The organism is Capilliphycus salinus ALCB114379, assembly GCF_047276495.1.
Classification (GTDB): domain Bacteria; phylum Cyanobacteriota; class Cyanobacteriia; order Cyanobacteriales; family Microcoleaceae; genus Capilliphycus; species Capilliphycus salinus.
In genome coordinates, this window is record NZ_CP178543.1 from 6,801,878 (window position 1) to 6,827,360 (window position 25,483).

The following is a 25,483-nucleotide window of genomic DNA, read 5'->3' on the forward strand; positions in this document are numbered from 1 at the left end:
TCTAAGCGGAACCCGCCCCTACAAATTAACGGGTGAGGTGGTGGCAAGGGGACGGGTTTAGTGAGGTTGAGAGTGATAAATGATACATCTAGGATGAACCCGCCCTTACAATATTGGTGAGCGATGGATATTGCCAAAACGGACTAAAATGATTATCATTTTACTAAAAATCTCCATTTTGATACAATGGAGAAGCCTACCACCATCAATTTTGGTGTATCTCGCCCTATGTCACCTTCAGAATTTTTGCGGATGTTGAGCCATCCTCGCGGTTGGAAACGTCGCCCTCTGTTGGCGGTCTTGGCCGTTTCAGCGATCGCCGTAACCGTCGGAAGTTTAACCACAGTCGCCCAAAACCCCCGCTCTACAAAGGTTGTCGCCACATTTTTACCGATGTACCTGTTTACAAAAGCGGTATCGGGTTCGAGTCGGGAAGTTGAAATATTGGTTCCTCCGAACGTTACCGCCCACGAATATCAAGCCTCCCCCAGTGAAGCCCGTAAACTTGCTCAAGCTCAAATTTTAGTTAAAAATGGCTTGGGAATGGAAACATTTCTCAGCGGGTTGGTGGCGAATGCGGGAAACTCTCAACTGAAACAAATTGATGCGAGTCAAGGCATTGAACCGTTAAAAGAAGATCACGATCACGGTCATTCTCACGATCACGATCACGATCACGGTCATGCTCACGCCGAGGGAAATCCTCATGTTTGGCTCGATCCGATTTTAGCACAAAAACAAGTGGCAAATATTCGGGAAGGTTTAATCGCCGCAGACCCAACAAATGCCCAAACTTACCGAGCCAATGCTGACGCTTATATTAAACAATTACAACAACTCGACCAAGAATTTAAAAGCCGTTTGGGTTCGGTACAAAACTGTAAATTTATTGCATTACATAATGCTTATCCCTACTTAGCCAGACGCTACGGCATCCAACAAATGGCAGTGGTTGAACTTCCCGATGATAGTATTTCGCCCCGGGATATTCAGCGTGTGATTTCTGCGGTTAAAGAATACAATGTGCAAGCGTTATTGAGCGAACCGGGAAACAATGACAGCCGGCTACAACAAATTTCTAATGATGTTGGGTTGCCTGTAAAAACTTTAGATCCGATTGAAACAGGTTCGCCCGATCCTCAATATTATTTTACCGCAATGCGGAAGAATTTAAACACCCTAGAGGATATTTGTAAATGATTGATGGAAAAGTGGGAAGCCCATGTGTTTTAGAGATAGAAAATTTAACCGTTCGACGGGGAAACTATGTGGCTGTCGAACAGGTTTCTTTTGAAATTTTCTCGGGAACAAATACGGCAATTGTTGGGCCAAACGGTGCGGGAAAAAGTACGTTAATTCGTGCGGCTTTAGGATTAATTCCTTACGAGTCGGGTCAGGTAAAAATATTGGGACGCTCTTTAAATAAACTGGGGAAACGTTGGGAAAAAATAGGTTATATTCCCCAAAAGTTTTCTTTTGATCGCTATTTTCCATTAACTGTAGAAGAATTAGTGGCTTTAGCGTTACCAAAATCGGCTTTTTGGAAATCCAGAGAACGAAAAATTTGGGTTCAACAAGCTTTAGTTAAAGTTAACCTAGAAAATCAATCTCACCAACGAATTGGAACCCTAAGCGGAGGGGAACTCAAACGGGTTTTATTAGCGTATTGTGCGGCGGTTCCCCGTAAATTAATTATCTTAGATGAAGCTTTATCAGAAGTCGATGCTAAAGGAGAAGTTGAGTTTGCAGAATTACTCAATAAACTCCAAAGAGAACAGGGGTTTGCTATTCTACAAATTTCTCACGATTTAGATTTAGTTAGTCGATATTGCGATCGCGTTTTGTGTCTCAACCGGCAAATTCTTTGTCAAGGAAGTCCGCGAGAAACGTTATCAATGGAAAATATACAGGCGGTTTATGGTTCAACTCTCATTCGTTATTTTCACTCTCATTAAGTTATCGGTTGGATGGGTTAAATTAATGATAGTTGTTGTTAAATCTAATAGTAGGGTGGGTCAAATTAATCATGGTTGTTGTCACATCTGATAGATTAAAAAATTGACCCACCCTACAAGTGTCGGTCAAATTAATGATAATTGTTGTTAAATCTGATAGATTAAAAAATTCTTCAAGGTAGGGTGGGTCAAATTAATCATGGTTGTTGTCACATCTGATAGATTAAAAAATTGACCCACCCTACAAGTGTCGGTCAAATTAATGATAATTGTTGTTAAATCTGATAGATTAAACAATTCTTCAAGGTAGGGTGGGTCAAATTAATCATGGTTGTTGTCACATCTGATAGATTAAACAATTCTTCAAGGTAGGGTGGGTCAAATTAATGATAATTGTTGTTAAATCTGATAGATTAAAAAATTGACCCACCCTACAAGTGTCGGTCAAATTAATGATAATTGTTGTTAAATCTGATAGATTAAAAAATTCTTCAAGGTAGGGTGGGTCAAATTAATAATGATTGTTGTTAAATCTGATAGATTAAAAAATTCTTCAAGGTAGGGTGGGTCAAATTAATCATGGTTGTTGTCACATCTGATAGATTAAACAATTCTTCAAGGTAGGGTGGGTCAAATTAATAATGATTGTTGTCACATCTGATAGATTAAAAAATTGACCCACCCTACAAGTGTCGGTCAAATTAATGATAATTGTTGTTAAATCTGATAGATTAAAAAATTGACCCACCCTACAAATATGATCAATTCAGTTTTAAAATATAATAGATTAAACAATTGACCCAGCCTACAAGTATGATCAATTCAGAGTGGATAGAACTATTTAGCTTACCCTTTATGCAAAGGGCGGTTTTGGGCGGCGTTTTACTGGGAACCTTGGGGGGAGTTTTAGGAAGTTTTGTGGTATTGAGACAGCTTTCGATGTACGGAAATGCTTTGGGTCATGCGTCATTTTTAGCTGTGGTGATCGGTGCATTTTTACAACTTCCTTCCACATTATCCCTAACCCTATTTTTGGTTATTTTTGGTTTGGGAGTGCTGTATTTAATCGATACAACAAATCTAGGTAGCGATACAATCTTAGCAATTATTGTGGCGGGTTCTGTTGCGTTAGGAATGATTGGATTTTCATTTTTAGAAGGTTATCGGGGAAATTTATCCTCTATTTTATTTGGGGATATTTTGGCAATTGGCAATCTGGATATTATTTTATTATCCCTACTTTTAATCGTTACAATTATCTGTTTAGCCATTACCCTACCCCAACAAATCCTCATAACGTTTAGCCCGGATATGGCTCAACTCAAAGGCATTCCTGTACAGTTTTATCGCTATGGTTTTATAATCTTATTATCTCTAACATTAGCCCTATCAATTCGGGCGGTGGGGATTTTATTAGTGAATGCGTTTTTAATCATTCCGGCTGCAACGGCTAAAATAATATGCGATCAATTTGTACCCTTTTTAGGACTAGCCGCTGCGATCGGGGGACTCAGTGGTATTATCGGAATGGTAATTTCTGGAATTTGGGATTTACCCTCGGGGCCAAGTATCGTTTTAGTTCAGCTTGTGGTATTTTTAATAGGAGTAGGATTGAGTCGGTCGAGTCATTAACCCCACCGACCCCAGTTGAAAGTAAATTTTTAGGCAGGTTTTTGAGCAAATCTTTCAATCAAAATCAACAATAAATAAACACTCGCAAGATAAATCCCTGCGGGAAGAAGAACGCGCAGCAAGTCCAAGAACATTGTAAGCTCACCTCCAGTCAAAAAATCGGCGTACAGTTCTTAATTATTTTTTTATAATCTCTATCTTTAGAATAACACAAACGTCAGTGAAAACACGATAGATCTAGATCTAAAGACAATATCGGAAACTATTCGGCTTCCCGAAAAAAAGGTCAAGCGATGGGCGATCGAATTCTAAAAATTGTTCGGAGGGACGTTGACAAAAAAAATAAAATGTGCTACCAATAGCCAAAGTGTCGCCTCGATACGCCAAACTAGAACAGTAGGCCTAAAGAGATCGTCTATGAATTTTGGCATAAACTCAAAATTAAGATAGTTTTGAAAGTAAGCCCTACTCAAAAAGAGCAGAAGACAGTTCTTTCTGGTCAAACTGCTCTGCATCTCCCAATCACCCATTCCAGTTCGCTGCTGCTATCTCCGAAAAGACGCCATGTCAACCCTAGTGATCGTCGAATCTCCAACGAAAGCTCGCACCATCAGCAACTTCCTTCCCCGTGACTATCGGGTGGAAGCGTCGATGGGTCATGTGCGCGACCTACCGCCCTCGGCCGAAGAAATCCCCGAAAAGTACAAAGGCCAGAAGTGGGCGCAGCTTGGTGTGAACGTCGAAGCCAACTTCGAGCCAATTTATGTCGTACCGAAAGATAAGAAAAAAGTAGTCAAAGAACTCAAAGACGCGCTCAAAGCAGCCGATGAACTCGTTCTGGCGACTGACGAAGATCGCGAAGGAGAAAGTATCAGTTGGCATTTGCTGCAACTGCTGCAACCGAAGATCCCAACCAAACGAATGGTCTTCCACGAAATCACCCAAGAAGCCATTCAAAGCGCCCTGAATAACTGCCGCGATCTCGACGAACAACTGGTACACGCCCAAGAAACCCGACGCATTCTCGATCGCCTCTACGGTTACACCCTGTCGCCGCTACTGTGGAAAAAAATCGCCCGAGGCTTATCCGCCGGACGAGTTCAGTCCGTCGCCGTGCGCCTACTGGTGAACCGAGAACGGGAACGTCGAGCCTTCCGTCAGGGAGACTATTGGGACCTAAAAGCCCGACTCGAAAAAGACAAAACCCCCTTTGACGCCAAACTCACCACCCTTGGCGGCGTGAAAGTTGCCACCGGGAGCGACTTCGACGAAACCACCGGTAAAATCGCCCAAGGTCGAAACGTCGTTCTCCTCGATGAAGCCCAGGCGATGGCCCTCAAAGAACGCCTCACCGGTAAACCCTGGACCGTCAGCAACATCGAAGAACGGCCCACGACCCGCAAACCCGCCCCGCCCTTTACCACCTCCACCCTGCAACAGGAAGCCAACCGCAAACTGCGGCTGAGTGCGCGTCAAACCATGCAAATTGCTCAAGGGCTGTACGAACGGGGCTTTATCACCTATATGCGAACCGACTCCGTACACCTATCCGAACAGGCGATAGAAGCGGCTCGGGCTTGCGTTGAGGAAAAATATGGGAAAAACTACCTCAGCCCCAAACCCCGCCAGTACACGACCAAAAGCAAGGGCGCTCAAGAAGCCCACGAAGCCATCCGTCCGGCGGGGAACCGTTTCCGCACCCCCCAACAAACCGATCTCGGCGGCAACGACCTCAAACTCTACGATCTAATTTGGAAGCGAACCGTCGCCTCTCAGATGGCCGACTCCCGCCAAACCAATATTGCGGTTGAGTTGCAAGTCGAAAATGCGGGTTTTCGGTCCTCCGGGAAACGCATCGACTTTCCCGGCTTCTTACGGGCCTACGTCGAGGGTTCTGACGATCCCGATGCGGCCCTCGAAGACCAAGAAGTGCTGCTTCCGGCGTTGAAAGTTGGCGACCATCCCAAATGTCAACAACTGGACGCCGTTAGCCACGAAACCCAACCCCCGGCTCGGTTTACAGAAGCCTCTCTGGTGAAAACTCTCGAAAGCGAGGGCGTTGGCCGGCCGAGTACCTACGCCAGCGTTATCGGTACCATTATCGATCGCGGCTACGCCCAGTTGAAAGGAAACGCCCTGACTCCGACGTTTACGGCCTTTGCCGTTACCAGTTTGCTGGAAAAACATTTTCCCGACTTGGTGGATATTGGCTTTACCGCCCGGATGGAAAATACCCTCGATGACATCGCCGAGGGACAGGCGGACTGGCTCCCCTATTTGCAGAAGTTTTACTCGGGAGATGCGGGGTTAGAGACGCAGGTTCGCGAACAGGAGAGTCAAATTGATGCCAAAGTCGCCCGGACAGTTGAACTGGAAAAACTCGGGGGCGAAACCGACGGGATTACCTACAAGGTCTGTATCGGCAAGTTTGGGCCGTATGTTGAGGCGGAAAAAGACGGCGAAACGGTGACGGCTTCTATTCCCCAAGACTTGACGCCGGCCGATCTGACGCCCGAGTTGGTTCAAGAACTGCTTCAGCAAAAAACCGAAGGCCCCGAAAAGTTGGGCCTGCATCCCGAAACCGGCGAAGCGATTTTTATGTTGATCGGCCCCTACGGTCCCTATGTACAGTTGGGCGAGGAGTCCGAGGAGAATAAAAAACCGAAGCGGGTGTCTTTGCCCAAAGGCGTCGAAAAGGATAGCGTTACCCTCGATATGGCGGTGGGCTTGCTGTCCCTTCCCCGACTGTTGGGGGTTCATCCCGAAACCGGGGCGAAGGTGAAAGCAGCGATCGGTCGGTTCGGCCCTTATGTTGTCCACGATCAGGGGAAAGAGGGGAAAGACTATCGTTCGATTAAAGCGCCCGATGATGTGTTGACGATTACTTTGGATCGGGCTTTGGAAATGTTGGCTCAACCGAAAGCAACTCGGGGAAGTCGGCGATCGGCGACTCCGCTGCGGGAGTTGGGCGCTCACCCCGAAGATGGCGAACCGGTGAACGTTTATAATGGCCCCTACGGTCCCTATGTTAAACATGGGAAAACGAATGCGTCTGTTCCCAAAGAGGTGACGGTTGAGGATGTGACGTTGGAGAAGGCGCTGGAATGGTTGGCGGCGAAGGCGAGTTCCGGTTCTAAGTCTCGTAAAAAATCAACAAAGAGTACCGGAACGACTAAAAAGAGTACCGGAACCACTAAAAAGACTGGCGGAACGACGAAAAGTTCAAGTTCTCGCAAGAAAACCACCAAATAAGCCCTGAAAATTTACTTTCAAATCTTCCAAAGGCGTTCTTATCGAACGTCTTTATTTGTTAGAAACGACAACTCATTAAACGGGCTAAAAAATACAGCAGTTCGCGCTCTTGCAAGAGGCGCTATAACTCCTCTAAATGGTTGTGATATGATGTCCGGTTGATTAATACGTGTTATGGGGGCGGGGCGGGTTTACCTTAATCTCGGAGTTGTAGTAAAGATCTTAGCTGAGGCGCGCCCCTACAGAAAGAATGATGATTGATTAGCCGGACATGATATGACCTGCGATCGCCATAATTAAATTAATCGTCTCGATATCCGCATCGAATAGCCCGAAAAAATCATGGGATAAAAATGCGCCTTGCACCTCGATAATCTTCGATATCAACTACAATTTAAACTAAGCGGTTAACACAGCGTTCTCGATAAACGGGTTCAGTCAACAGGCGATCAATATTTCCAATTGTGACCACAGGAAGGGATGTAGAGGTATTTTCTTCGCGTATTACTTGCTCTAAGGAATTTTTCCCTTTCATGCTGCGGTTAGCAGTCAACAAAATCATCTGATTCGATTGAGCAAACTGCCAAACTATACGATCGTTGCTGTCTATTGGTAGCCCAACTTCTTCAAAGAGAACAAAGCGTATCGAGATCAAATCAAGCCAACCACCGGCTTCGAGACTGCCTAGTAAAATAACAGCGTGTCCTCTCAAATTGTGATCAATCAGGAAGTTCATATTTACAATGAGAGTTTCGCTTTTGCTGCTTGAAGTTTAGCTCGAATTGCCTCAGTCCCAGGTTTTTGAGGTTGTGCTGCAATTTTAGCAAATAATTCTCGGTTCTTATCCTCCCAATAACGTCGTAATTCCTCGGCTTCTTGTAACACAGTTTGATACTCAGTTTCTACTGCTACACGATGCGTTTGAATGTAGGACAAAGCAGCATCTATTTGTTCATCTGTAAGACTGAGCATAGCACGAATAAACTTGGGCGGATACTGAGCCTTCACATAGTCCATCACATCATAGAGAGTAATGCGAGTACCTGCAATTGTCAGTCCTCGCTCGGTACGAATGATCGCTGCATCATTGTTTGTTCGAGTCATGCTTATTGTCTCCTCAATCTATTTTGATAGAACTGATTACCCGTGTTAAAAATCATGCAGCTATATAATTCTGTCTGACTCATCATCAGACTTTTATGGGTTGAGTTCAAACTGTTATTTTCCCAACACCTTAACCACTCCAATACCGCCAAAATACAATAGAACAACCGAACCCCCCAACAAACTTTGGGTTAAAGGATCGGTAGAAGGCGTTAACACGGCACCGATAACAAAAGCGCCCAAAACCACGTATTTCCAACCGGAAAACATCTTTTCAGAAGAAACAATTCCGAGCAAACCTAACAAAATTTGAATCACGGGAACTTGGAAGGATAACGCCGTGACAAACAGCAATTTTAACACAAAGGAAAAATACTTTTCAATCGACCACAACTGTTCAACAACATCGCCGCCATAACCGATAAAAAACTTAAGTGCAGCCGGAACAATTGCCAGATAAGCAAACACCAAACCCACCCCAAACAAAATCGTTGAACCGAAGAATATCGGCCCCAAAAATCGACGTTCTTGAACGCTAATTCCCGGCAAAACAAACTTGACAATTTGATAGAGAACAAACGGACTCGCCAACAATAACCCACTGTAACCGGCCACTTGAATAGAGACGAAAAAATATTCTCCCGGCGCCAGTTGCAAAAACTTCACCCCTTGGGCGGGTTTTTCTAAAAGTTCTACAATAGAATTGGCAAAAATAAAACAACCCACCGCACCAATAACCACCGCTATTAACGAGTAGAAAATACGCTGTCGCAATTCTTCTAAATGGTCGAATAACGACATTTCCACTTCGTCGGGAAATTCATCGCCCGAATTTATCTCCTGTTCTTCGGGATTCATCGAGACTTCGGAGGGGGTAGTTTCTTCGACGACGGTAACGCCGTTGTTGTTGTTATTTGAACCGGATTCGGGAGTTTCTAAAGATGCCATATCGAGTTAAGATTTAAAATTCAATAAAGATTGGTTTTGAGATTCAAAATTAGAAATACAGATGGCGAAATCAAGATTTCCGCAGATTATTAACTATTGTATCGTCTCTCGGGCAGAAACTCGATCAAATGTACAGTGCATCATCGGGGCTGCATCAAGGCTTAGACATCTTTGCTGAATGATATGAGATCTGATATCAAGTCCGGTTGAATACCGATTATAAAAGTGTGGGGAGATCAAGAGATTTTGACTGACCGATGACATTAACATCATAAAAGGTTTCAATCCAAACCCTGGCACCACAAGGGAGAGGTTTATCGGGACAATAGACGACACGACATCCTCCCGGTATTTCGACGATATGCCCGTAAGTATTGGTGTTGCGCGTTTTGACGGTAATCACGGGAAGTTGTTGCTGTTGTTTTTGATTTTGGCGAATTCTGTGAGAATTAACGTGAACAATCGTTTTTGCACGCTTTTTGAGATTACACCAACGCGGAGCCGGGCCTCTTGTACCTCGCTTAATAGTGGGTTCGCCCTTAAACAGGGGAATGAGCCACATTTTCCCGGTCTTATAGGCACCTTCGACTCGGCCTGCGCTTAGGAGAACTCGCAGTCGAGCGGTGGAGATTTTTAAAATACGGGCTGCTTCTGTAGTACCGACGACCATTGAACTATAAGGGTATCGCAATAGTTTTAAAAGCTCTATAACCCAATTATAAATGATCTGCGGATCAATGGTCAAGGATCTGGCTATTCGGTGTTCGCAGTAGCGCGGTTGAACCGAAACCTGTTCACTGGTCAGGTGATAACGGGTTCGCGACTCGCGGTCTTGGGGTCCCCCCAAGTGGAGCACTTGCCTCGCGACTTGCGGTCGGACTCCCTTCGGGTTCACCAGTTGCTTTAAGTCGGGGAACCCGCCCAACGCACTGGTTCACCGCGCCACCTGCGGGCGAATCGCGAATGCCGACCAAGAGAGGCTGAATGGTCGCGAAGGCAAGTAAGCCGCTTCGCGGCAGGCTACGCCAACGCGATCTTCCGCGACAGGCTTTCCCGTAAGGGTCAGGTGTCTGTTATTCGTTGATTATACAACCGGATTTGATATGACTAATCAATGAGCGTCATGTAGGGGCGCGCCTCAGCATTGAACGAGGGCGATCACTCCGAGATTGAGTGAGTTAAACCCGCCCCGCACCCATAAGACCCATTAATCAAGCGGATATCATATGATTCGATATGGACGGTTTGATAAACCTGACTGCGAGAGTTGCAGAGGAATTAGTTATTATCAAGTCAAACCGTTCTCATCTGAGTGCAATGATCAAACTCATAAGACACCAGATACGGGTGTTTCTCGCATCAATTCTAGCCGTAATTCGTATCCAACGCTTTCGGTATCTCAGTCGGCTAGCCGTTTTGTGTTTGATGTTTTTTGGTGTGTTGCTAACCGTTGTCTCTCAACCGGCTGTTTCTCAAGACATTCCTGAAAATCTGAATTGGTCCGATCAGGTGACTCTCCTTGAGAACAACTGGGAGAAACAGTACGAAGATTATTTTAACCGGGATTTGGGAGAAGTCAGGCTAACCGCAGAGGATATTGCTCAAATTCTCTCCCGCATCGCCGACCAAACGGGAACCAAACCGGCGGTGTTGTGGGTGGCGCCCCAACCGGAATATCTGAAATTGGTGTTGTTGACTCCGGGCGATCAAGCTACCGGTAATATTATCGCCGAACTAGACCAAGAGACTGTAATGAAACAGGTTCACCGACTGTATCTAGAAGTCACGAACCCGAGAAGAATCGATACCACTTCCTATCTTAAACCCGCTCAACAATTGTATCAATGGATCGTTCAACCGTTTGAGGCCACACTCAAAGAAAAAGGGATTGATACCCTGCTATTCTGTACGGGACCGGGTTTGCGAACTTTACCCCTTGGCGTTTTGCATGACGGACAACAGTTTTTAGTCGAAAAGTACAGTTTAAGCCGCATTCCGGCGTTTAATTTGTTGGTAGATACCAATTACGACAATCTCCAACGGGGACAGGTTTTGGCGATGGGGGTGTCGGAATTTCCCGAAAAAAATCCCCTTCCTGCGGTACCTGTAGAATTATCAAATATTGTTAAGCCCCAACCGGGGGAGGAAGCGTCTTTTTCCAGTTTCTTGGGACAATGGCCGGGAAAATCTTTTCTCAACCAAGTCTCTACTTTGCAGAATTTAGAGACGGAGTTGGCTTTTAATCGCTTTGAGATTGTTCATTTGGCGACTCACGCGGAGTTTCAAGCGGGAAAGCCGAACAATTCCTATATTCAATTGTGGGATACTCAACTGCGCTTAAGTGATATGAAAGAAATGCGCTGGAATAGTCCGCCTGCGGAGTTGTTGGTGTTGAGCGCTTGTCAAACTGCGGTGGGAAATCACGAGGTAGAATTGGGCTTTGCGGGGTTGGCCCTTCAGTCGGGGGTGAAGTCGGCTTTGGCGAGTTTGTGGTACGTTAGCGATCGCGGTACCCTGGCTTTAATGAGTGAATTTTATCAACAGTTAAAAGGGGCAAACACGAAAGCTGAAGCGCTCAAACAGGCTCAAATTGGGATGATTCGGGGTAAAGTTCGTTTGCAAGAGGGTGAACTTTTGATTTCTCGGGGTGAGGTGGCTTTACCGCCGACTTTGGCTTCTAATCGAGAAGAAGAATTATCTCATCCTTACTATTGGTCTGGGTTTACCTTAATTGGAAATCCTTGGTAGGGTGCATCAAGTTCGAGATTTTCTCAAGAATTGACATTGATTCACTGTTTGATGCACCCGAGTTATTTGCCTTGAAAATCGTTGGTTGGGTGCATCAAAGCCTGAAATTATTAATGAATAATCACCAAATCCAGACTTTGATACACCCCAAACAATATCAATCGCTATACTGAGGACTCCTGCGGAATAACCTCGTTGGTATGAATTGCTTTTCCGTTTGTATGACCGTTATTATTGCGGGGTTGAATTAACCCATATCCTCCATGATGAACACGTTTATAAATGACGTTCAGTTCTCCGGTTTTGTCATTGCAAAACACATAAAAATCGTGATCGATTAGTTGCAATTGTTCCAGGGCTTCTTGAACGCTCATTGGCGGCATTGCAAAGTATTTGGTGCGTACTACCTCCTCTGGAAGTTCCGGTTGGCGATCGCCAATCAAATCTTCGACTACCGGTTGATGTTCCACCACTTCTCCCAATTTTCCGGGATACTGATGCTTCCCTTGCCGTTTTTCTTTAAACTTGCGAAGTTGGCGAGCAATCTTATCGGCTACAAGATCGACACTTGCGTACAGATTCTCACTACTTTCTTGGGCGCGAATCACAGTTCCATTTGCATAAATTGTGACTTCGGCTGTTTGCTTTGGATTGATTCGAGGGTTACGAGCAACTGATAGGTGTACATCCACTTCATTGGTAAGTTGCTGATAGTGGCTGACCGCCTTGGTAATTTTTTGATGCACGTACTCGCGAATTGCTTCGGTTATTTCAAGATTTTTACCCTGGACCACAAGCTTCATAAAGCTTCCTCCCGCTCATAATGTGGGCATAAACTCACCTTAACACTTTGGATTTGGGATGGATAACCCCTTTAAAATCTTTTGCATCCCTTGACAATTCTTGATATTTTTAGGGTAAAGTTCTGTTAACTTTAGCTTGATTTTTTTGGGGATTTCTAGTACCATCCCAACTTTTTTATCCTCTATGTATTGAGCATCTATACCCACAATCTTAACACACCCATTCTTTGCAAATGCCTGTTTTTGCTGATTCTGTCCGCCGACAATGTAAAATTTATAACTTAGGATTGGTCCCTTATCCAGTCGCCTGGGAGTGGCAGCGATCGCTCGTAAAACAGCATCAACAGCACCCCGAGTCCGATGATGTTCTGTTGCTATTGGAGCATCCCCCGGTCTACACTCTGGGCCAGGGAGCCGATCCCAAGTTCATAAAATTTAACCCAAATTCTCACAATGTCCCCGTCCACCGAGTTGAACGGGGGGGCGAAGTCACCTATCACTGTCCGGGTCAATTGGTCGGCTACCCCATTGTTAACCTGCGACGACATCAACAAGATTTACACTGGTATCTGCGACAACTCGAAGAAGTGATTATTCGAGTTTTGGCCGCTTACGGGATTGAAGGATCGCGCATTGCCGGCTTAACGGGCGTTTGGGTCGCCGAAAAAAAAGTCGCCGCCATCGGGATTAAAGTCAGCCGGTGGATCACCATGCACGGTTTTGCAATTAATGTCTGTCCCGACTTGCGGGGATTTCAACAAATAGTCCCTTGCGGAATTAGCGATCGCCCGGTGGGGAGTTTAATCGAATTTGTGCCAACTGTTAACCTAGAACTTGTGCGATCGCAGGTAAAAATCGCTTTTGCAGAAGTTTTTGATCTCGAACCCGTTAATATTGAGGGTGAACCCAATTCGAGCTAAAAATTCGCCCAATTTTCTCCACAATAATTTAAGATAACGACAGTAGCTTTTAATTGTTCTGTGCTATGAACTTCAGAATTCTTGCTACCGTGGTGGTTTTGAGTGCGGTGACTCTCGTTCAACCGAGCCAAGCGGGGAACCTAGAAACAATTCGTCAGCTTTTGTCGAGCAAAGAATGTGCAAACTGTAATCTTGCCGGTGCGGGTTTGGTTTTAGCCGATTTAGCCGGGGCGAATTTAGCCGGGGCGAACCTCGTGGGGGCTAATCTCAGCCGTGCGAATTTGACCGGCGCCAATCTCAAAGGGGCGAACTTGACCGGAGCGAGTTTACACGGAGCGAATTTAACCGGTGCGAATTTAGCCGGTGCCAATCTCAACGGTACCGATTTGCGGGGCGCTTATTTGATGAATGCGGTTCTCACCGAAAGTAATATTAAAGATGCTCAATTGGTGGGTGTTATCGGAATGCCAACCAATACCGGAAATGCGGAAGATTATTATTATTGGGGAGTGCAAGAAGCGAAAGAAAAAAATTACGTGAATGCTATTGATTTTTATACTCAAGCGATTCGTTTAAAGCCCGATTTAGCGGCCGCTTATTTTGGTCGAAGTATGGCAAGAGCCGATTTGGGAGATTTAGCTGGTGCGATCGAAGATGCTCGCTATGCTCAACAATTGTATAAAACTTTGGGTTCGGAAGAAGGAGAAAAAATTTCTACTCAGCTTGTTCAGGTTTTAGAATATCAGCAAAATCCAGAAGAACCGGAGTATAAAGGTGGGTTTTTAGGGGTTTTACAACAGGGTTTAGGGACGTTACAGCAAGCGACTCCTTTGCTGTTGAGATTGCTGTTTTAGGTTGGGGTATCAATTTATTTATTGCGCGATTGTGGGAGGTAAAATTATGAGCGATCAACAGAAATCTTTCTGGAATTCGGTGGGCAAAAAAGCATCAGGTTTGGGGAAGTCTATCGGTCATAAAGCCTCGGAAGTTAGTCAAAATGTGACTAAAAAAGCCACCGATGCCGCCAAACAAAAAGCCACAGAAATGGGCGAAACGATCAGTCAAAATGCCTCGGAAGCCGGAAAAAAGGTGATGGAAAAGGCGACAAATTCGGTGGATTCGGCGAAAAAACAAACTCAAAATTGGGTGGAAAATATTTATTCTGAATCCGAAGAAAGTCCGGAAGCCACACAATTACATGATTGGAGTTTAGATGAGTTATATCATGTTTTTGTTCGTACTCAAACGGCAAGTTATGGCGGCACTCAAACGGTAACGCTGAAAACCGGTAAAAGCTACAGCGTTAAAATTCCTCCCAACCCGACAGAGGGTTCAAATTTGCGTTTAAAAGGCTGCGGTTTGGGGGGTGAAGATGCGTTTTTGGTGCTGCACACGTTGTTGAATCCGCTTTTTAATATTGACCGCAAAATTAATAGTTTAATTGTTCAAGCTCCGGTTTATGATCGGACAAAAGTTCGGTGTTTAGAAGCTTATAATCGTTTGAGTGGTGCTTTGCCAACCGAAGATTTTGCCGCTTTGAATTTGTTGGATTATTTGGTTTTTTCCTCAAAAATTTATTCAGAAATCGGTCAGCGTTATACGATTGCGAGTCAAAATTCTCGGCTGTTGGGATTAGAAGATTGTTTGCAAAAATGCTTAAATGCGTCTCACTTGGAGACGGAAGAACAAAAGGGAATTCGTGCGGCTTATCAATATTTAAGGAACGGCGAAGCGGTTCCCGATTTAAAGACTTTGGATCGGCTGGATGCGATCGTTTTGTATTCTAATTTGAAAGCGGAATTTAAAAAGTATTATCTCAGGGCAAGTGCGGCAACGCGGATGATGACGATTGACTGGATTCTGGTGAATGAGATTGATGTCAATCAACAGATTATTCAGTCGGATCGACCCCGATTTTTGGCGGTGTATCAGCCATTGAGAGAAGGTGAAGAAATTGTTGATTTGAGAACGTTAGAGGCGTTTGATACTTGGGTTGAAAAAGCGAATTTACCTCTGGTTTGTTCGCTAACTTATAAATTGGTACGCCAGCGAGAATTTGAACTGAACGATGAGTTTGAATTGGATGATTTTAGCGAATCATTTCAGGCAATAGAGCGGGTGAGTCAAGCCATAAAAGCTTCTGAAACTTATCGGAGTTCTAACGATAATTATACGGTCAATGTGATGGAGATTAAGCCGGGAATGTTGATAGAAACGGCTTATAATTCGGTGTCAAGAGGCGGTTTGGGATTGTTGAGCGGAATGCCGATTATTAAAAACTCAAAAACTTTTATCGAAACAGTGGCTAGAATCGCGATCGCTCGTGCGAGTGAAATGACCAGTTCAGAAAAAATTAAACTGGGGATTTCCGCAGTTGCAGACCCAGGAACAACTAACACGACAGCCGGCGGAAATTGGCAAGCGGTAAGCCAATTAGGAAGACAAGAACAAAGCCTGAGTCAGTTGTCAGGTTTGGATGCTTATCGAGCGATATTGATGGAAATAGAGGGGGTAATGGATTTAAGTGAAGATAGCGATCGGGTATCTTTTAATTCTAAATTAAATGTTTGGAAGCTGTTGCGCGGAAATGGCGATCGCCAGCGGACCCTGGATCAATTAGAGCGCCAGTTGTACAGTTGAATCGCTCAACCCCCGACTCGGAAAGCTTTTGGGAGTTGCCTAAAAATCTTTTTCTCAGATCTAGACACGCTCTAAAATATTTGCTATGATACGAAGATGTCACACCTGGAGAGGTGGCTGAGTGGTCGAAAGCGGCAGATTGCTAATCTGTTGATAGGTTCGTAAGGCCTATCCGAGGGTTCGAATCCCTCCCTCTCCGTTCCCGAAGCGGTTTCTAGCTTTTACTCGTTTTCAGATTCGATCAAATTGATCGCGTTTAACTCGTTGGAAGTGAGAAGTTGATGATCTGAAAAAATCTTATTGCGAATTTCTCTCAAACTGTAACTTCTGAAAACCACAAACGGAAATTCTCCATACTGATTACCAATGGGTAAAATATTATTTGCGGGATAAAGTAAGCGAATATAGACAGCGAGTAAGTCTCGAAAGGTATCCTCCTCAGTGTCTTCGGGAGTTTTTTCAAAATAGTTTTTCAAGGCTTCTTTACACACAAAAATAAATAAAGGAACCGCATAATATTGATCGCAACGTTGACTATTTTGTTCAAACCATTGAGTTTGTTGGGATTGATCTTTAAGCTGATGAATCAACTCAATGGCTGATTTTGTAGCTGAAGATAGACTTTCGGGATAAATTTCGCGGTTATATAAAATAGTATACAGCTTCTTTAACAAATCGGTCATCGCTTGAGATTTGAGTAAATTTTCTAAATCAAACTCATAGTTTTCTTGTACTTGTTTGGAAGCCAAGGGGACAACTAATAAACTCCCGCTAATTTGTCCGGGTTCCAATAAACGCCAAGTTAATAATTCATCTAATCCCCGACTCATTAACCGGATAAAGTCATCGGGAAAACATTCACGAATCGCCAAATAAGAATCAGTTTTTTGGGGGTTTGAGGGGGATAAATCGTTCAGAACAATTCTGACATTACCCAGTAAATTTTCCAGACTGGTAGACACCTCCAGCAATAATTTATCGCTGCGGCGTCGGTGATGTTCTTTGCGAAGTTCTCGAATAAAAGAAGCCATTCGACCCGAGAAAGTGTCACCCGCAGCATACACGGATTTTCCCCCAATAGGAATCATCATAAAATCATCCTTACCAATTTTACCCGATCCTTTAATTCGAGTCATTATAGCAGTTTTTAAAATCATCAAGAGATTGACCAAATTTAAAACACTTTCTTTTAAACTCAATTCCCGATCATTTCTGTCGGGGATATTTCCATAGTAAATGGCTTGTTCAAAACCATAAAAAATTAAACTTTTTTCGGCGTTATCGAAAGTCTGAGTTATACCATTTTCAACATAATATCCTCGACCTCGATAGATGACTTGAATAATTTCCATCAGGTTTTGTTCGATTTCAAAGCGGGGGATATCTATTAAAATATGTTGGGTTTTGGGAAAAGATAAACCCCGACTCGCGGAAGCGGTCATAAAAATAACTTTGACCCGATCTTTTGACTGCTGTATTTGTGGTTTTTCGGATTCTGAAATATTGGCGTGAATTTCGATATAATCTGTAAACGCTTCAAACTGTTCTAAATGTTGTTGTAAAAACTCAATCAGCAGTTGTAACCGTTGTTTGTCTTGAATATAAACAATAATTTGTGTTGTATTTGCTTGTGATAATAACTCTAAAATATCAAGACCGATTTGATTTTGAACGGGATTTAACAACTGGTTTTGTTGTTCTCGCAAAAGGTTCGGGTTAAACTGGGTTGAGTGAATTAACAGTTTGTAAGTAATATTTAAACAGTTTGCGGGATAAGAATTAGCATTAATTAGAGTCGCTGATTTTTTATTAAAAATAAAATCTTGTTTTGATAGGGGAGTTGCGGAAGCGGTTGAGCGTCTAAAAAATATCTTGTCGGGTTGAACTTTAGAATTTGAAAGATGTTGATTAATGACATCTTTGTCAACAATGGAAGCATCAGCAACAATAATTTTAGTATTGAAACCGTGTTGGGGTTCGGTTAGCTGATACTCATTCACTAAGCTACTAATTCGACCGAGAAATTCTGCTCCGCTATCATCTCCGGTAATTTCATCAATCATTATAAATAAGTGTTTAATCCGACCCGAAATTTCTCGCATTTTCGAGGGGATAACTTGTCCCTCTCGACGGTTATACACGCCTTTAAAAATATTGGCAAAATGACGCAGAGTATCTGTATTGTTGTCGGTTTTCTTTAAAGATTGAATCGAAACCGTTGCGACAATGGCGTTGGATAAGTTGCGATCAATAATCGTATATACACCTTCACAAAGACTATATAAAACACCCCGACTTTTTTGACCCGCATCTTGAATTACATCTTCGGTAATTCGTTGTAAACGCCGAGAATAATGTTGATACTGTTGGGGTTCGGTGTTTTGAGCGTCAACAAACTGAACCGCATTTTCTTGAAAGTTTCCTTGATAATGATTGGAATAATATTGAACCGTACATCGACCGCCATTTTCTTCAATTAAGTTAGAATTGGTATTGAGACAAAGTAAGCGATCATCACACAAGGATTCGTTATTTTTAAACTTTTCGATAATATCAATATTCACCTGTTTTCGGGGACTAATATAGAAAAATAAAAATCCTTCATCTAGATGCTGTTTGAGAAAGTCTACCAGAGCGGTTGTTTTTCCGATTCCAGGATTTCCGGTTAAAAATAGATAAGTTCCTGAACCCGTTAAAGCTTGTTGAATTAAGCGAGAATGAGCTTGACGAAGGTTCATTGTTCCCGTCAATCCTAACGAGTTCATTAGTTCGGGAGGAACCTCCGCAATAATATTAAAAAAGTCATCAATTTTTTCATTATGAATTACCCAGTTACTTTCATCGGGAATAACCTTTAATAAGGATTTAATAAACTTTTTACCGTTAACAAAACTGCTCGCTGCTTTGCGTTGAATCACGTCAATAACTTTACCACGAGCTTCGGTAATTTCGAGATTGCTAGAGTGTTCTTGATAGATCTCAGCACAAGTTTTTAGAAAACCCAAGTTATCGGGTTGAACAGACATCGCACTCACCCCCCGATCCGTATAACCAAACACGTTAAACATCAGAGAATAGGACTCATTTAATAGCTGATTTTCTTGTAAAAATTCATAGAAACTGTATGCGTAACTCGCAGCTTGAATAAGTTTAGAACTTTCTTTATCGTTTCGTTTAAAAGCGGTAAAATAGTCCTTGAGTTCAGGAGAAAATTTAACACCCAGTTCCTCACAGTTATCTCCCGTATCAATACTGAGTCCAGAAAAAACACTTTTTGAACGTAAATAAGCAATTTCACTCTTTAACAAACTTGTCTGAACTTCAATTAAATCTAAATTTTTAATATCTTCAGCAGACCGAACCGAAAAAACAGAAAGATCCACGCAGAGGATACGGTAACGCTTGCGATAGTTCAATAACATCAAAGTATCCGCTCTTAAAAATTCTCCCCGTTCCTGATAACGACTGAAATTCAGTTTTTGATTGGGATTTTGAGGATTAAATTGAGATAAAAGCTCAAGATATGTTTTTTGTTCTCCTTTGGGATTGGTACCCAAGCTGTTGTTATCGGAAAAATTACACTGATAGTAAAGAATTTCCAGTTTAGACAGCTTCCATTCCGTTGACTCCAGATATTCCCGAAAAAAGTTAAACCCCGAAAAAAAGCCTTTTTGTAGAAAGTATGCTGTCCATTTAGCGATAATTTCTGTATCTTGAGAATTGATAATATTCGCTTTGGTTTCAATGGCTTTGCAAAGTTTAGGAAAACGCAAAGACTGAAGATCGGTTTGATACAAATCACCAAAATGATGGGTGATATTATGTTGTTGAATATAGGCTAAAATCCCGATATTAAAACCCATCTCAAATAAATAGCCTAAATCTTCTGCAATCATGGTTGATAACCTCCTATTTATACGTTTAATGCGCGTCTAACTTCCGTGAGAAATGCTAACAAATTGAACCGTGTCTTTTTGCTGATATGCGTAAAAATTGACAGCGCACTAACGGAATCATCACCAATAACATTTTCGTAGGGATCAAGCTTTAAACTGATGGTCGTTTTGTTTTGTTCATAGCGGGAAAAATGCAACAGGGTTAAAAACTGCAAAATCTCATTTTTGAGCGGATTATTATTTTGATCGGAAGTTTGATCATAAATCAAACCCAGACGAATATCTTGATCGTCTAAAATTCCCTCATTGTAAATATTGAGCAAGGTAGAATAAGAAATTACACCATTATAAAAGCGTTCATCTTTACCGACTTTTTTACCGTTAAACAGATTGAAGAAAACCACCGTTTTTTTGCTCGGATCATCAACTAAGTTAGTGAGTTCAGTCGTATCCTGGATATACAGCGAACTTTCTTTTCCTCCCCAATTAACCACATAATACTTATCAAAAAATACGGGATAAATTTTCAAATCTGTTTTATTTCCTTTTAAAGATTTTATCACGTTACTCGACATGAAAAATAGGGAGTCATTTTCTAAACTTTGAGTCAGGTTTAACGTGCTGGTGTAGGGAGTTTTCGCAATATACATAAAGTGTCGATATCCCTCAATATACAGTTTACTGACTTGATCGATAACAACTTGGGGAGATTGAAACATCTGTTGATGTTCGTAGTTTGCTGAAAATGTGTTGTGAGTTTCTAAATGAACTTTACCATTTTCTAGACGTTGAATGGTAATCACTTCACCGAGTAAATTAGAGATTTTTTGATCGCTGCGAAAACTGGCGTCACTTTCCCGACTTGAAACAATGATAATTGCGAGTTTATCAATTGCAGAAATACTTGGTGTTTTTAACTCAGTGTTCCCCGTCTCAAACTGAAAATTTTTTGGAATAACTGAATAGAGAGAACTCAAAGCATTTTTAACTCTATAACTTTCATATTTGAGATTGCTGATTTTAATTCCCTGGGAGTTAGAGAGATGATTCTCACTGAGTAAATGAGCGATAATTTTGGATAAGGATCTCAAAAATTCTTCGTCAAGACAAGAATTAGAGTGATTTTTCAGGTGAAGTCGCAAAATCGGAAGAAACAGGCGTTCTGAAGTTGCTTTTAGTAACGTTTTCAGAGCAATATAGGTGAGTAAAGAAAATGCGACTCGATAGAAAAAAGCTTCGGGAGAATCGGGATTTTTGAAAATATTATTTTGGAGATTATTGTGATTGTAAGTCAGGAGGATTAAATTTCGTTTCTTGATAAAGTCTTCGTAAGTCTTTTTGGCGTTATCATTATTTAAGGATGCGATAACAATGGGTAAAGTTTTGAGGTTGGAAATGTCATACTCCATGCTAAAAGATTGACGATCTTCAGTGGGATAATAGCGAATATCTTCAAAGGATATTTTTACAGGTAAAGTACAGAGATAGTTGCTATCAACATGGGGTTCTTGAATGGTAATGTATTTTAACGCTTTTCTCCCTCTCTCGCTAAAAACCGAGTCAAAAAAGCTCTGATTCTTGAAAACTGTTTCACAATCTAACGCCAGCAAACCCCTTTTTACTCCGATTTGCAGTTGATAGTCTTGTTTGTTTAAAATCTTTTTTTGTTTTAAAAAGTTTTGCAAAACTTGCTTTAAGCGTTCGACTTTGTTCTCTACTTTCAGATTTAAGAAACCAGTTTTAATCGCCTTTAAAAGTTTGGCTTTTTGAGCTTCGTCAGAGCTTTTAAAGACGGGTAAGACTTTGTTTTCAAAAAACTCTGTTGGATTATAGTCAAGCTCAGATTGAAGATTGTATTTAGAATCTGCTATAGTTTTTGAACCAAAAATAAAACAATAAAGAAAGACTATTTTTAAAACTTTTTCTTTAAAATAATTCCCCCGCAAGGGATCGGCTATTCCTTGTTTGTGTTCTTCGCTATCGGGATCGAGTAAATTCAGATAATAATCTAAAACCGGAAGTTTTTGTTCTCCGTAAGCTTGAACGGTTCCCCCAAATTTTAACTTTAAACCCCAAATAAATTGACGTTCTCCACTGTCAATATCGGTGGTTTCTCCCAAGTTCCCTTCTATTATCGGAATTATCGGTAAAATATCTAAAGCTTCCGCTCGCGCAAATAAATCTCTGTAATTTACGGTTGTACCTTCGTAATTTAGTTGATAATATCCATCATCTTTTTCCGGATCGTTCAGAAAATCTTCCATCAACCGCAACCGTCGAATTAAATCATCGAGTAAGTAAACCCCATGATTTTGATTGGGGTTTAGATGGCTGCGAATAAACTCCAGATATTTAATTTTTGCTTCTCGCTTCAGTTTTCCGACTGCTTCTGTATCCATCACTTGTCTGAGGTTGTGAAAGTCGGATTTTTGGTCTTTAATCTGATCTTCAAGGATTTCGTTCAACTCCTCTAAATCATCTTCATCCGCGTTTTGAAATTGAGTATTAATATAGTTTTCTAGGCTCTTTTGTAATTGAGGTGAAAATTTGTGAATCTCTTCAACGGTAAGGGTTAATTTATGACATTTCAGCAAAGAATCGCTTCCATTTCGATGACGTTGCAAACTTAATCGTTCTTTTTGTAAACCCTCACGGGAAGTAAAAGGATAGGTAAAACCGACTGTTTCTCTTTGTTTAAATGTGGATAAATTGCTGATTAATTTGCTAATTGCTGTTTCTACGGTTTGATGTTCTCCCACAGCAATTTTTAAGGATTCCTCCAAACGTTTGGCGATCTGACGAATTTGTTGTGCAAATTGTTCGGTTGAGTTAAAATTAATACTGGCGGATCGCACTCCCGAAGTTGATGTTAGTGGACTTGAAAGCTTTTTGGAGGTAGCCACTTGGTATGCAATTTGATCGAGATCAATTCGCAAGCGATCGCCTTTTTCAGAGAATTTAAACGGATTATCTTTTTCTAACTGCTTCAGAATGTTTTTTAGGATGCTCTCATAGTCTAGGGGAGACAGTTTATTTTGATGTTCTTCGATAATATTTGCCACGTTTTTTTCTCACAACTAAATTTCTAAACAGAACCGCCAAGGAGTCGCTGAAAAGTAACTCCCAATCAAGGTTTTTTTGAATTGTTGTGAAGCTCTGAAATTAATTTAGCATAAGAAATAGGGGTTGACAAGCAACTCAAATTAATCTACTCTGGTCACTTATGTTGTTGTATAATTGGAGAAATTTAGAGAGTAATCTTATCAACAAAAATTGAAATATTGAGATCAAAAAATTATAGTTCAATTTCACGATTTAGAAAAAAATTAAAAAATCAGAATAACTAAACCGAATAATAATTGATAATTTAGATTGATAATTTAGAATTGAATAAAAACCTGTTTCTAGCGGGGTGGGGTGCGTCAAACCCGCTCCTGTAAAAGTTGAGAACGCTTGGACGATCAAACGCACCCGATGATGAGATTTCCCTTGAATTTGTGGGTTTTTTTTGGCTTGTTTTCGACTACAATGAACTCGAATCCAAACTCTTAGCTTCATCCTCAGTTTTGGGCAAATGTAAGCCGCATTCTTGTTTTAAACCTCGGAAACGGGTATCGCGTTCGTTCGTATCGCTTGCGGTTATAGGACGGCTAGAATGCCAGTCTCCAACGGTAGCATAACCGAGATCAAAATAAGGATGATAGGGTAAATCATGGGCTTCAAGATATTTGTAGACATCCTTAGAACTCCAAGATAAAATCGGATAAATCTTGTAGTGATTGGACTGCATTTCAACTCGACGTAAAGTTTTGCGGTGTTCCGTTTGATTGGATCGCAGTCCCGCTAACCAAGCCGTTGCATTAAGTTCTTGCAAAGCCCGTTGCATCGGTTCAACTTTGCGGATATAATCGTAACGATTGAAAGCTTCGATGTCTTCTTTTTCCCAAAGGCGACCGTACAAAGCCTCCATTCTCGCCGGACTAATAACAGACTGATAAACTTTCAGATTGAGATTTAAGCGTTGAGTTAATTGTTCGGCAAAAATATAAGTCTCCGCAGGTAAATAGCCCGTATCGATCCAAATAATTGGAATATCTGGTAAAATTTGAGTGACCAGATGTAGCATGACGGCAGACTGAATTCCAAAACTGGTACTCATCACCAAACCATCCCCAAAGGTATCACCCGCCCACTGTACGATCTGACTGGCTTCGGCTTCCTCAAGCTGTTGGTTAACGGTGTCGAGGTTGAGGTTTGGGGTCGGGGAAATGGCTTTTCCTTCTCCATTGGTTTTTGGGGGAAGTGAAGATCCAGTTCGTCCGTTAAGATGAGTATCAACTAAATTCAGGTTTGGCATGGTTCTCCTGGTTCGCTTCGCTCTAAATATTGTCTGAAATTTTACGGACTTTTGGATCATCCTCAATAGGGAGTTAACTCCAGATGCCGATCGGTCCGTTTGTGTGACAGCATTACAACTGCGGAGAACTGTGACTGTTCTCCAGAGTAGCCGGAACAATTTCAGATGGTTGTACAAGCATATCAATATACTTCCTAATTTTACAGCAAATATTACAGTCTTTTTCAAGAGAGTTTTCAACACTTGATCGGGGTAAATTAACCGAAAATCCCCCAAGAATATGATTTTCAAGAGTTCCTCTGCGATCGCGGTTGTTGGCGGAACTGACCGACAAGAATGGAGGTAAAATCAGCTTCACTTATTGATGTCAAAGGACGATCGCGTGAAATTCAGAAGTTTAAGAGTCGGGACGAGGGGGGAATATTTGATTCTTAAGACTTTTTAGAGATTTGAAAAGGGCCGAGGTAAAAATTTATGATTTGGGGAATCAGCGCTGTTTTTATTAGAGCAAAATTCGCCAAAACTTGCAAGTTCATTCTGAACAAAATTTAAGATTTAGGAGTGATGCTATCTAAAAATTGACAGTCAGCATTTGTGAGTTCCCCGAGAGAAGTTAACCAAAAATTACAATTTTAAAAATAATTTCAAACAAAGGAAGCCAACAAGATAGACTAACGAATAGAGAAAATTAGTTTAATATCCCTTCTATGAGACCCAAAATTAAAGATCAAGTCGCTTGGCAACAGGCAGAATTACTCATGCAACCCGTTTTAATCCGACTCCTCGACAACATCCGAAAAAAGCTAGAAGAATCAGTCTGGAAAGGAACCTACCACAATACACAAACTCCCTATCCGGGATATCGACTCGATCTTCAACACAACGATCAACAAGTAAGTTTAGATGTCTGGGAATTATGTTATCAAGTTTGTTTCAAAAATTATCAACCCACCCACGCTCCCCAAGAAAGTCTAGAGGTGGAAATTGATACCAGTTTAATCGATGAAACCGGAGATGTAGACTGGAATCGGGTTGATGAAAAAGCCCGGATGATAATTGACCAATCTTTTGATAACCTCTCCAACGAAGTCGGCGAATAACAATAAAGGCGGGTTCACCTCAATTTTCAATTTTCCGAAAAAATATTAATAAACCCGCCCTCAACAATTGAGGGAAACAACCAATCGTTATACACTAGAAATGATCGCTTAAAACGATCGCCTGTTAA

17 protein-coding genes and 1 tRNA gene are annotated in these 25,483 nt (G+C 41.9%); 10 read left to right on the forward strand and 8 right to left on the reverse strand.

All coding sequences use genetic code 11. The features are described from left to right. The first annotated feature begins 228 nt into the window (after positions 1-228). From ACL6C3_RS27500 to topA, 4 genes are all read left to right on the forward strand, one after another. Positions 229-1,200 (forward strand): metal ABC transporter solute-binding protein, Zn/Mn family, encoded by a 972-nt coding sequence (locus ACL6C3_RS27500; RefSeq protein WP_413162943.1) that lies wholly within the window; start codon positions 229-231, stop codon positions 1,198-1,200. Continuing rightward, complete coding sequence (locus ACL6C3_RS27505; protein ID WP_413162945.1) at positions 1,197-1,955, forward strand: metal ABC transporter ATP-binding protein; 759 nt, start codon at positions 1,197-1,199, stop codon at positions 1,953-1,955. The genes ACL6C3_RS27500 and ACL6C3_RS27505 overlap by 4 nt, the downstream gene beginning before the upstream one ends. Positions 1,956-2,768: 813 nt before the next feature. Continuing rightward, positions 2,769-3,587: a metal ABC transporter permease gene (locus ACL6C3_RS27510; protein ID WP_413162946.1), complete on the forward strand. Its 819-nt coding sequence runs from the start codon at positions 2,769-2,771 to the stop codon at positions 3,585-3,587. A gap of 564 nt (positions 3,588-4,151) precedes the next feature. Next, a complete protein-coding gene (topA, locus tag ACL6C3_RS27515; protein ID WP_413162947.1) occupies positions 4,152-6,839 on the forward strand; it encodes a type I DNA topoisomerase in 2,688 nt (895 codons plus the stop codon). A gap of 394 nt (positions 6,840-7,233) precedes the next feature. Here the strand turns inward: topA and ACL6C3_RS27520 are convergent, their stop codons facing one another. From ACL6C3_RS27520 to ACL6C3_RS27535, 4 genes are all read right to left on the reverse strand, one after another. Further along, positions 7,234-7,575, reverse strand: coding sequence for an ACP S-malonyltransferase (locus ACL6C3_RS27520; RefSeq protein ID WP_413162949.1), 342 nt, complete (start codon positions 7,573-7,575; stop codon positions 7,234-7,236). A gap of 2 nt (positions 7,576-7,577) precedes the next feature. Continuing rightward, positions 7,578-7,943, reverse strand: a complete 366-nt coding sequence (locus ACL6C3_RS27525; RefSeq protein ID WP_413162951.1) for a DUF433 domain-containing protein — start codon at positions 7,941-7,943, stop codon at positions 7,578-7,580. Positions 7,944-8,057: 114 nt separating this feature from the next. After that, complete coding sequence (gene tatC / locus ACL6C3_RS27530) at positions 8,058-8,891, reverse strand: twin-arginine translocase subunit TatC (RefSeq protein WP_413162953.1); 834 nt, start codon at positions 8,889-8,891, stop codon at positions 8,058-8,060. A gap of 217 nt (positions 8,892-9,108) precedes the next feature. Further along, the gene (locus tag ACL6C3_RS27535; protein WP_413162955.1) at positions 9,109-9,561 is read right to left on the reverse strand and encodes a DNA-binding protein; all 453 of its coding nucleotides are present in this window, start codon (positions 9,559-9,561) and stop codon (positions 9,109-9,111) included. 647 nt (positions 9,562-10,208) lie between these two features. On the opposite strand from ACL6C3_RS27535, the gene ACL6C3_RS27540 reads away from it, so the two are divergent. Next, positions 10,209-11,639: a CHAT domain-containing protein gene (locus ACL6C3_RS27540; protein ID WP_413162957.1), complete on the forward strand. Its 1,431-nt coding sequence runs from the start codon at positions 10,209-10,211 to the stop codon at positions 11,637-11,639. 164 nt (positions 11,640-11,803) lie between these two features. On the opposite strand, the gene hpf is transcribed toward ACL6C3_RS27540, so the two are convergent. Then, positions 11,804-12,442, reverse strand: a complete 639-nt coding sequence (gene hpf, locus ACL6C3_RS27545; RefSeq protein ID WP_413162959.1) for a ribosome hibernation-promoting factor, HPF/YfiA family — start codon at positions 12,440-12,442, stop codon at positions 11,804-11,806. Positions 12,443-12,675: 233 nt separating this feature from the next. Between hpf and lipB the strand changes: the two genes are divergently transcribed. From lipB to ACL6C3_RS27565, 4 genes are all read left to right on the forward strand, one after another. Continuing rightward, entirely contained in the window at positions 12,676-13,362 is a 687-nt protein-coding gene (lipB, locus tag ACL6C3_RS27550; protein ID WP_413162960.1) for a lipoyl(octanoyl) transferase LipB, read from the forward strand. Positions 13,363-13,427: 65 nt separating this feature from the next. After that, the gene (locus ACL6C3_RS27555) at positions 13,428-14,216 is read left to right on the forward strand and encodes a pentapeptide repeat-containing protein (RefSeq protein ID WP_413162961.1); all 789 of its coding nucleotides are present in this window, start codon (positions 13,428-13,430) and stop codon (positions 14,214-14,216) included. A gap of 46 nt (positions 14,217-14,262) precedes the next feature. Then, entirely contained in the window at positions 14,263-16,002 is a 1,740-nt protein-coding gene (locus tag ACL6C3_RS27560; RefSeq protein ID WP_413162963.1) for a hypothetical protein, read from the forward strand. A gap of 107 nt (positions 16,003-16,109) precedes the next feature. Then, positions 16,110-16,201: transfer RNA gene (locus ACL6C3_RS27565), tRNA-Ser, on the forward strand. Between the two features lie 22 nt (positions 16,202-16,223). Here the strand turns inward: ACL6C3_RS27565 and ACL6C3_RS27570 are convergent. The 3 genes from ACL6C3_RS27570 to cysH all read right to left on the reverse strand — a co-directional run bounded on the left by ACL6C3_RS27570 (position 16,224) and on the right by cysH (position 24,255). Continuing rightward, on the reverse strand, positions 16,224-19,898 hold the full coding sequence (locus ACL6C3_RS27570; RefSeq protein ID WP_413162965.1) for an ATP-binding protein: 3,675 nt from the start codon (positions 19,896-19,898) through the stop codon (positions 16,224-16,226). A 17-nt stretch (positions 19,899-19,915) separates the two neighbouring features. Continuing rightward, positions 19,916-22,960 (reverse strand): hypothetical protein, encoded by a 3,045-nt coding sequence (locus ACL6C3_RS27575; RefSeq protein ID WP_413162967.1) that lies wholly within the window; start codon positions 22,958-22,960, stop codon positions 19,916-19,918. A 461-nt stretch (positions 22,961-23,421) separates the two neighbouring features. Beyond that, positions 23,422-24,255 (reverse strand): phosphoadenosine phosphosulfate reductase, encoded by an 834-nt coding sequence (gene cysH / locus ACL6C3_RS27580; RefSeq protein WP_413162968.1) that lies wholly within the window; start codon positions 24,253-24,255, stop codon positions 23,422-23,424. A 707-nt stretch (positions 24,256-24,962) separates the two neighbouring features. On the opposite strand from cysH, the gene ACL6C3_RS27585 reads away from it, so the two are divergent. After that, entirely contained in the window at positions 24,963-25,355 is a 393-nt protein-coding gene (locus ACL6C3_RS27585) for a hypothetical protein (protein WP_413162970.1), read from the forward strand. The last annotated feature ends 128 nt before the right edge of the window (positions 25,356-25,483 follow it).

What these genes read in the sequence shown, in the direction of transcription:
- tatC (WP_413162953.1), bottom strand. Translation starts at nt 8,891, where the DNA reads ATGGCATCTTTAGAAACTCCCGAATCCGGTTCAAATAACAACAACAAC.
- ACL6C3_RS27500 (WP_413162943.1), top strand. Translation starts at nt 229, where the DNA reads ATGTCACCTTCAGAATTTTTGCGGATGTTGAGCCATCCTCGCGGTTGG.
- ACL6C3_RS27585 (WP_413162970.1), top strand. Translation starts at nt 24,963, where the DNA reads ATGAGACCCAAAATTAAAGATCAAGTCGCTTGGCAACAGGCAGAATTA.
- ACL6C3_RS27510 (WP_413162946.1), top strand. Translation starts at nt 2,769, where the DNA reads ATGATCAATTCAGAGTGGATAGAACTATTTAGCTTACCCTTTATGCAA.
- ACL6C3_RS27560 (WP_413162963.1), top strand. Translation starts at nt 14,263, where the DNA reads ATGAGCGATCAACAGAAATCTTTCTGGAATTCGGTGGGCAAAAAAGCA.
- hpf (WP_413162959.1), bottom strand. Translation starts at nt 12,442, where the DNA reads ATGAAGCTTGTGGTCCAGGGTAAAAATCTTGAAATAACCGAAGCAATT.
- ACL6C3_RS27555 (WP_413162961.1), top strand. Translation starts at nt 13,428, where the DNA reads ATGAACTTCAGAATTCTTGCTACCGTGGTGGTTTTGAGTGCGGTGACT.
- ACL6C3_RS27520 (WP_413162949.1), bottom strand. Translation starts at nt 7,575, where the DNA reads ATGAACTTCCTGATTGATCACAATTTGAGAGGACACGCTGTTATTTTA.
- topA (WP_413162947.1), top strand. Translation starts at nt 4,152, where the DNA reads ATGTCAACCCTAGTGATCGTCGAATCTCCAACGAAAGCTCGCACCATC.
- ACL6C3_RS27525 (WP_413162951.1), bottom strand. Translation starts at nt 7,943, where the DNA reads ATGACTCGAACAAACAATGATGCAGCGATCATTCGTACCGAGCGAGGA.
- ACL6C3_RS27540 (WP_413162957.1), top strand. Translation starts at nt 10,209, where the DNA reads ATGATCAAACTCATAAGACACCAGATACGGGTGTTTCTCGCATCAATT.
- ACL6C3_RS27505 (WP_413162945.1), top strand. Translation starts at nt 1,197, where the DNA reads ATGATTGATGGAAAAGTGGGAAGCCCATGTGTTTTAGAGATAGAAAAT.
- ACL6C3_RS27535 (WP_413162955.1), bottom strand. Translation starts at nt 9,561, where the DNA reads ATGGTCGTCGGTACTACAGAAGCAGCCCGTATTTTAAAAATCTCCACC.
- ACL6C3_RS27570 (WP_413162965.1), bottom strand. Translation starts at nt 19,898, where the DNA reads ATGATTGCAGAAGATTTAGGCTATTTATTTGAGATGGGTTTTAATATC.
- cysH (WP_413162968.1), bottom strand. Translation starts at nt 24,255, where the DNA reads ATGCCAAACCTGAATTTAGTTGATACTCATCTTAACGGACGAACTGGA.
- lipB (WP_413162960.1), top strand. Translation starts at nt 12,676, where the DNA reads ATGCCTGTTTTTGCTGATTCTGTCCGCCGACAATGTAAAATTTATAAC.